The organism is Streptomyces sp. NPDC007346 (genome assembly GCF_040703535.1).
Taxonomy (GTDB): domain Bacteria; phylum Actinomycetota; class Actinomycetes; order Streptomycetales; family Streptomycetaceae; genus Streptomyces.
On the sequence record NZ_JBEYKR010000095.1, the window covers coordinates 19,763 to 27,448 of the forward strand.

At 68.4% G+C, this 7,686-nt stretch carries 8 protein-coding genes; all 8 read left to right on the plus strand.

Translation table 11 applies throughout. From position 1 onward, the window contains the following. Window positions 1-37 precede the first annotated feature (37 nt). The 8 genes from sbnA to AB0917_RS22995 all read left to right on the plus strand — a co-directional run bounded on the left by sbnA (window position 38) and on the right by AB0917_RS22995 (window position 7,577). Window positions 38-1,015, plus strand: a complete 978-nt coding sequence (gene sbnA, locus AB0917_RS22960) for a 2,3-diaminopropionate biosynthesis protein SbnA (RefSeq protein WP_366821490.1) — start codon at window positions 38-40, stop codon at window positions 1,013-1,015. Next, window positions 1,012-2,070, plus strand: a complete 1,059-nt coding sequence (gene sbnB / locus AB0917_RS22965; RefSeq protein ID WP_366821492.1) for a 2,3-diaminopropionate biosynthesis protein SbnB — start codon at window positions 1,012-1,014, stop codon at window positions 2,068-2,070. The genes sbnA and sbnB overlap by 4 nt, the downstream gene beginning before the upstream one ends. Then, window positions 2,067-3,743: an amino acid adenylation domain-containing protein gene (locus AB0917_RS22970; protein WP_366821493.1), complete on the plus strand. Its 1,677-nt coding sequence runs from the start codon at window positions 2,067-2,069 to the stop codon at window positions 3,741-3,743. The genes sbnB and AB0917_RS22970 overlap by 4 nt, the downstream gene beginning before the upstream one ends. Then, window positions 3,740-4,957, plus strand: coding sequence for an acyl-CoA dehydrogenase family protein (locus AB0917_RS22975; RefSeq protein ID WP_366821494.1), 1,218 nt, complete (start codon window positions 3,740-3,742; stop codon window positions 4,955-4,957). The genes AB0917_RS22970 and AB0917_RS22975 overlap by 4 nt, the downstream gene beginning before the upstream one ends. Before the next feature lie 159 nt (window positions 4,958-5,116). Beyond that, window positions 5,117-5,695, plus strand: a complete 579-nt coding sequence (locus AB0917_RS22980; protein WP_366821495.1) for a hypothetical protein — start codon at window positions 5,117-5,119, stop codon at window positions 5,693-5,695. Window positions 5,696-5,720: 25 nt separating this feature from the next. Beyond that, the gene (locus AB0917_RS22985) at window positions 5,721-5,954 is read left to right on the plus strand and encodes an acyl carrier protein (RefSeq protein WP_366821496.1); all 234 of its coding nucleotides are present in this window, start codon (window positions 5,721-5,723) and stop codon (window positions 5,952-5,954) included. A 25-nt stretch (window positions 5,955-5,979) separates the two neighbouring features. Beyond that, on the plus strand, window positions 5,980-6,723 hold the full coding sequence (locus AB0917_RS22990) for an alpha/beta fold hydrolase (protein ID WP_366821497.1): 744 nt from the start codon (window positions 5,980-5,982) through the stop codon (window positions 6,721-6,723). Beyond that, window positions 6,720-7,577 carry a PAS domain-containing protein gene (locus AB0917_RS22995; RefSeq protein WP_366821498.1) on the plus strand — a complete coding sequence of 286 codons (858 nt, stop codon included), beginning with the start codon at window positions 6,720-6,722 and terminating at the stop codon, window positions 7,575-7,577. Before AB0917_RS22990 ends, AB0917_RS22995 begins: the two co-directional genes overlap by 4 nt. Window positions 7,578-7,686 lie beyond the last annotated feature (109 nt).

Here is a 7,686-nt window from a genome sequence, read left to right on the forward strand (position 1 = left end):
ATCCGTTTCACCAGATGGAAGGAAGTGAACTCGACGCATGCCTGTTATCTCAGCAGCTCACGAACTGCTGGACAGCGACGTGTACCTCGATCTGCGCACCAGTCTGCGGATACCCCTCGTTCTCAAGTGTGAGGGCTTCAACTTCGCGGGATCGATCAAGATGCAGCCGGCCGCCTGGATGGTCGAGGCCGCACAGCAGAACGGGACGCTGGGACCGGACTCCACGCTCATCGAGTCCTCTTCCGGAAACCTCGGCGTGGCCCTGTCGGTGATCGCCGCGTCGAAGAAGTTGAAGTTCGTCTGCGTGACCGACATCAACTGCAATCCCGCCACGGTCGCTCTCATGCGGGCCCTGGGTACCGAGGTCGTGGTCATCGATGAGCCCGACGCCTCGGGCGGATTCCTGGCGGCGCGGCGGTCCTACGTACGACAGCGGTGTGGAGAGGACCCGGGTTACCTCTGGCTCAATCAGTACGAGAACCCGGCCAACTGGATATCTCACTACGAGACGACCGCCGCGCTGATCGCCAAGGACTTTCCCGATCTCGACACCCTGTTCGTCGGCGCCGGTACCGGTGGCACGCTCATGGGCTGCGCGCGGTACTTCCGTGACCACCGGCCCCACGTGCGCATCGTCGCCGTCGACAGCGTCGGTTCCGTCAGTTTCGCCGGAACACCGGGACCACGCCACATCCCCGGACTCGGTGCCGGCGCACCCATGCCGTTGATCGAACCGTCGCTCACCGCCGGTCTGGTCGACGAGGTGATCCGGGTCCACGAGATCGACACCATCCACACCTGCAGACAGCTGGCGGCCCGGGGCATTCTGCTCGGCGGCTCCTCGGGAACCGTCATCTCCGCCGCCTCCCAGTGGCTCGCCCAGTACCCCGCCCGCAGTGCGGTCGCGATAGCCCCCGACCTGGGCGAGCGCTACATCAACACCATCTACAACGACGCCTGGGTCAGCGACCACTACGGGCACGTCGACATCCGCGAACTTCTGGAGAGCATATGAACGAGCAAGCGGGCATCCCCCGGTTCGGGGTGGTGCCGGGCGTAGCCGTGCACCGGGTGCTCAACGGGCACGAGCCCGAGATCGTCTCCCTCGTCGAGAAGGCCTACCGCCTGCACGGTGAGGCACGGACCGTCAATCCGCCCTCCTACTTCCTGCGCTTTCCGGACCGGCCCTCCGCCCGCATCATCGCGTTACCGGCGTCGGTCGGAGGCGAGCGGCCCGTGGACGGCATCAAGTGGATCTCCAGTTTCCCCTCCAACCTGGAGCGAGGTATCCCCCGGGCCTCCGCCGTACTGATCCTCAACGACCCGGCCACCGGATATCCCTACGCGTGCCTGGAGAGCTCCATCATCAGTGCGGTGCGCACCGCCGCGTCCGCCGCGGTGGCAGCTCGCGCCCTGCTCGTGGGCCGTCCCGGGCCGCGACGGATCGGGTTCGTCGGCACAGGGCTCATCGCGCGCTATCTGCACCAGTACCTGTCCACGCTCGGCTGGGAGCCCGAGGAACTCGGCGTGCACGACCTGTCCGATCGATACGCGCAGGATTTCGCCCGGCACCTGCGGGAGACCGACGGGGAGACATCGGTCCGCGTGTACGGGAGTTCCCAGGAGCTCATCCGCGCCAGCGACGTGGTGGTCCTCGCCACGACGGCCGCGGAACCGCACGTGGCCGACCCGTCCTTGTTCGATCACCACCCGCTCGTCCTGCATGTCTCGCTGCGGGACCTGAGCACCGAGGTCATCCTCGACAGCGTCAACGTCGTCGATGACGTCGAGCACGTGCTCAAGGCCGGCACCTCGGTCCATCTGGCCGAACAGCTCACCGGCGGCCGGGACTTCCTCGCCGGAACCCTCTTCGACGTCCTCACCGGCCGGCTCGCCGTTCCGGCCGACCGCACCGTGGTCTTCTCCCCGTTCGGCCTGGGCGTGCTGGACATGGCCGTGGGGGAGCACGTGTTCAGCCGCGCCGAGGAAGCCGGTGAGGTCACGGCCGTCGACGGCTTCTTCCACGATCTCGCCCGTCATAGCGGCCCGCGTACGGAGGGTGCCCGGTGAGCGCCGCACAGGGTGCCGCCGCACCGCGGCCGGTCTGGGCCGACCTGCCCTTGGCGGCCGGCACGGTGGACCGGGCCAACAGCCTGGCGCTGCGCCGCTCCCGGAACCTGGACACCGGCACGGCGCTTCTCGATCACGTCATCCGGCACGCCGAGAACGATCCGGAACGGGTAGCCGTCGTCGACGGCGAGCGCGAGCTCACGTACCGCGCCCTGGTCCAGGACGTGGAGGCGGTCCGTGGCCTCCTGCTCGCCCGCGGCACAGGGGCCGGCGACGTCGTCGCCACCGTCGGTACGCGCGGCTTCGAGACCCCCGTGGTCTTCCTGGCGCTGGAGAGCATCGGCGCATCGTACCTGCCCGTCGACCCCGCGTGGCCGGCGGTTCGCGTCCGCGATGTGCTCGGCCGGGCCGAGGCACGGCTGCTGCTCGACTACACCAGGGACGAGGACGTGGCCAACGCGGCCCGTTCGGCCGCCGCGGCGGAGAACGTCGCGCTCCTGGTGCTGCCGGTCGAACGGCAGCACCACGGCTTCCCGGAGAGGAGCGGCTCGGACCGCTCGTACGAGACTCGCTACACGATCTTCACCTCGGGAACCACCGGGCGCCCCAAGGGGGCGACCGTCGAGCACCAGGGCATGCTCAACCACCTCTGGGCCAAGGTGCACGACTTGTCCCTGAGCCCCCGGGACTCGGTGGCCTTCACGGCGCCGCTGGTGTTCGACATCTCGATCTGGCAGATGCTGTGTCCGCTCCTGATCGGCGGGCGGGTCGTGGTGGTCAAGGACGCCGCCCTGCGCCTGCCGCGCTGGCTCATCGGTGCTCTGGACGCCGCCGAGGTGAGTGTCGTCGAGCTGGTTCCGACCGTCGTGGGCTGGCTGGTCGACGAAGTCCGGCGAGCCGGTGAGGGATCGCTCGCCTCACTGCGCCGGCTGCTGTCCACCGGTGAGGAGCTGCACCCCGGACTCGCGGCCCGGGTCCTGGACGCGCTGCCCGGCGTGGCCGTCGTCAACGCGTACGGCCCCACCGAATGCTCCGACGACATCACCCACCACGTGGTGACACGGGCCGATCTCGTACGGGACCGGATTCCCGTCGGCTCACCCGTGGTCAACACCTCTCTGTATCTGCTGGTGCAGGAGCGGGACTCCTCCTGGAGGGCAGCCGGGCCCGGCGAGACCGGTGAGCTGTTCGTCGGGGGCATCTGCGTGGGGCTCGGCTATCTCAACGACCCCGAGATCACCGGACGGGCCTTCTTCCGCGATCCGTTCGACCCCCTGTCACCGACCGGCAGGCTCTACCGGACCGGTGACCTGGCGAGCTTCGACGCCGGCCTGGTCCACTACGCGGGCCGGAGCGACCGTCAGGTCAAGGTCGCCGGTGTGCGTATGGAGCTCGATGAGATCGAAGCCGTACTCAGCCGGCACCCGGGCGTCGAACGGTGTGCGGTGGTCGTCTCGGAGGACGGCGGCCACAGTGAACTCGTCGGCCACTACTCCGTACTCGCCCCGGTCTCCCCCGAGGAGCTCCAGAAGTCCCTCGACGCGGTCCTGCCCCCTGCGATGGTGCCGCGACGCTGGCACAGGTGGGACGCCCTGCCCCTCACCCAGAACGGGAAGATCGATCACCGGGCGCTCAGGGCCGCCGGTGCGCCTTCCCGGGAAGAGGCGTCATGACCGCACGGACCGCCAGGCCCGCCCCCGTCGGCCCCCGGCACGGGAAGGACGCGCCCGCGGCGGGCATGAGCCTTTCCGAGCGGGTGGCCGCGGTGGCGCGGGCCGCCGAGGAGAACCTGCCCCGCACCGAACGCGAGGCGGCCTTCCCGGAGGAAGCGCTGGCACAGATGCGCCGTACCGGTCTGCTCGGGCTCCTCGTGCCCAGCGCCGAGGGAGGGCTCGGTGGGAGCGTCGCCGATCTGGTCGACGTCACCATCGCTCTCGGCCGTACCGACATGTCGATGGCCATGATCTTCGCGATGCACTGTCAGCAGTCGCAGGCGATCGTGGAGCATGCCCGGTCCCCGCTGCGTGAGGAGCTGCTGCCCAGGCTCGCCGCGGGCGACCTGTACCTGGCGTCGGTGACGACCGAGCCCGGGAAGGGCGGTCACCTCTTCAGGTCCTACGCCCGGATGCCGGCCGTCGGCGAAACGCTGGAGATCGACAGGGCCGCGCCGATCGTGACCGGCGGAACCCGAGCAGACGGTTTCCTCATCACCATGCTCAGCCCGTCCGCCACCGCCGACCACCACGTTTCGCTCGTCTACGCGCACCGCGGTCAGCTGCGGGTGCAGGCGTCGGGCGAGTGGAACCCCATGGGCATGCGTTCGAGCCACAGTCTGCCGCTGAGGCTGACGGGGACGATCCCCGCCCACCAGGTGATCGGTGACCACGGTGACTTCCACCGGATCGCCCAGTCCGTCTTCGGGCCGCTGGCGCATCTGGGCTGGTCCGCGGCGTGGCTGGGCACCGCCGCGGGAGCACTCTCCAGGGTCACACGCATGCTGCGTGATCCCGCCGGCCGTAAACGGTTCGACCTCGGCTCGGAGCTGCTGCTGACCAGGCTGTCACGTGCCCGCCAGCGGCTCGACACCGTCCATGCCCTGCTGCGGCGCACACAGCACCTGGTCCAGGTCGAGACGGATCTCTCCGCGCCCGGCCGCCAGTTGCTGCTGAACTCGCTGAAGATCACGGCCGCCGAGGAATGCTACGCCTCGGTGAACGATCTGATCGACGCCGTCGGCCTGCGTCACGGCTATCTCAAGGACTCACCGACCGGGCTGGAAAAGGCACTGCGCGATCTGCGTTCGGCGGCTCTGAACTACAGCAACGATCGGCTGCATCTGGCCGATGGCCAGCTCTGCCTGCTCGACCCGGATGTCAATTTCAGCTGACCTTCGTATTCTATTGCGCGAATTGCGCTCCACCGCTAGGGTCGAATTAATCGGCCGGAGTTTCGCTCTCCCGCGATTTCGCAGAAGCAGTCGAATTCCCCGCACCATCGAAATTCGACTCCCCTCCTCCTCATCTCCCATTCCACTCAAGGGATAACTGTGTCCGAAAAGAGCACGGAAAAGCCTGCCGAGAACTGGACCACCGCACTTCGCTACATCTCGGGACGCAAGACCGCCGAGGAATCGCTGGGGTTCCTCGCCCACATCAGTTCCACGATCCGCGGCACCGCCGAACCGAGGGACGTCGTGCCGGCCACGGCCAAGGCGTGTGTGCCGTTCTTCGCTTCCGCCATCTCGCTGGAGGCCCCGGCCGTCCACGACGAGCCCGTCGTCCAGGGGCCGGACGAGTTCGCCGCGGCCCTCGCCGAGGTGCGCGCGCTGGCCGAGTCCGCCGGCCGGCCCCGGTTCGTGGTCAGTGAGCACGAAGGGTTCTCCGGACAGACCGATCCGCGGGTGCTCGAGCAGCTGCGGGAGCGGGGGATCGGCTCCGCTGTCGCCCTCGCACTGGACTTCCGCGGAGTCTTCGGCGGACACCTCGTCATCGTGCGCGGCCCGGCACACCGTCGCGGCCCCGTGGGACCGGGCGACCTCGCACTGGTCTCGGAGGTGGCCGACAGGGTGGCCGCCTTCAACGCCTTCGCCTTCGCCTCTCGGCCGGCCGCCGACGCGAGTCAGTGAACCGCTACAGCAGGAGGGAGTGGTCATGACGGCCACCTGGAGGGACGTGCGCGAGTGGATCCTCAGCCGCAACCCCGACGTCACCGAGCTGAACGCCGAGACCGACATCATCGACACCCGCATCATCAACTCCCTGCAGTTCGTGGAACTGGTGCTGCATGTCGAGGAGCTGCGCGGAACGATGCTCGAGTCGGCCGAGATCGACCTCGACGCCTTCCGTACCTTGAAGAGCATCGAGGAGAACTTTCTTCATCCGTAGCGGCAGCGGAAGGAGGGAGTTCACCATGACGCACAGAAGATCGGTCGTGGTACAGGGCGACATCGGACAGGACGGGGACGTCGTCGTCTTCCTGCCCCCGGCCGGCAGCATCACTTCCCCGTATCTGCCCGTGGGTGGGCGACTGCCCCCCGGACTCCACGCGGTGCACTGCGAGCTACCGGGCCGCGGGAGGCTGGCCGACGAACGGCCGGTCAGCACCGTGCAGCAGGTTGTGGAGCGGTGGACCGACGACCTTTCCCGCACCGTACCGGGGCGCCGGCTGTACCTCTTCGGCCACAGCCTGGGAACTCTGTTCGCCTACGAAATGGCAGCCCGGTTCGCGGCCGACCCCGTGTGCGAGGTCGGCGGCCTGCTGATATCGGGAGCACGGGAACCGGGACACGTTCCCCGGACCCTGATCGCGACCGCCTTCTCGGCCTTGCAGGCAGAACGCCGCCTCACGGATGAGGAGGGGGATACCGAAGGCGCCCACCTTACGGCTGACCTCCGGATGCGGCGCGAATATCGCGGAGCACAGAAGACGATTTTCGCGCCCCTTGCACTGCTGTGCGGCAGGGATGACAAGTTTGTCCGCCCCGAAGAAATGACCGCCTGGAAGAAATTCGTCACGGGCCCTTTCCTCGGAACGTTTACATTCGACGGCGGACATGATTACCATCTCGCCGGGAAAGACCTTCTGGCTTCCACGATAAAAGAACTCGTGGATCGCATGAATCAGAGCCCGAAAAGAATCAGGAGTGAGAAATGACCATCACCAGTGTGCCTGCCACCGAGCAGCTCATCGACGTCATCGGCAACAGTTCGGTGGCCATCGCCGTGACGGACGGGGCCGGGGCCGTCATCCTGCACAACAAGGCGCTGTCCCTGCTCATGGGCGGGGAGGCGAGCCACCTGGGCGAGCGGCTCGAGGTCGCCGGCGCGACCGACGGCCTGAGCGATCTGCTCGCTGCGCTCAAGAAGGAGCGCAGGCTGGAGAACGTTCCGGTCGTCTACCGCAGCGCGGACGGCAAGGAGCGCGCTGCCCGGGTGAACGCCATACGGGTGGAGGTGGGCGACCAGGCCCGCATCCACTGGGTCAGCCGGCCGGAACTGGGCGAGCGCCTCCCGGTGTCGAACACGGCCGCGGAGAACACGGCCGCGTCCGACGCCGCCGCATGGATCCGCTCGGTCGACGACGCTCCGCACCCGACGCTCGCCCCCTCGGCGGACAAGGCCGCGGTCATGCGTGAGTTCTACGAGGTGGCCCCGGTCGCGATCCACCTGATCGGCGTCAACGGCGGGGTGATGCACGCCAACCCGGCCGACGTCGCCCTGGTGGAGTACACCGACACCCCCGACGAGTACGTGGGGCAGCACATCCGCAAGATCTATGAGGACCAGGGTCTGGTCGAGGACTTCCTCTCGCGCTGGGACGAGGACTCGCCGATCATCAACTTCCGCGCGAACTTCGTGACCAAGGACGGCGCTCCGCGGCCGGTCCTGATCTTCTCCACGGCGCAGGCCGAAGGCGGAAGCGTCAACAACACCCGGTGCTTCGTCTTCAACGACCCGGAGCCCCGCCGGGCCCGCGACACCATCAGCGCCTTCGGCTGGCCGGCCTAGCACCTGGGCGGGGGGGGGGGGGGGGCCCCCCGGGGGGCCCCCCCCCCCCCCCCCCCCCCCCCCCCGCCCCCCGCCCCGGCGCGGGCCCCCCCCCGCAGGTGATTTAGAT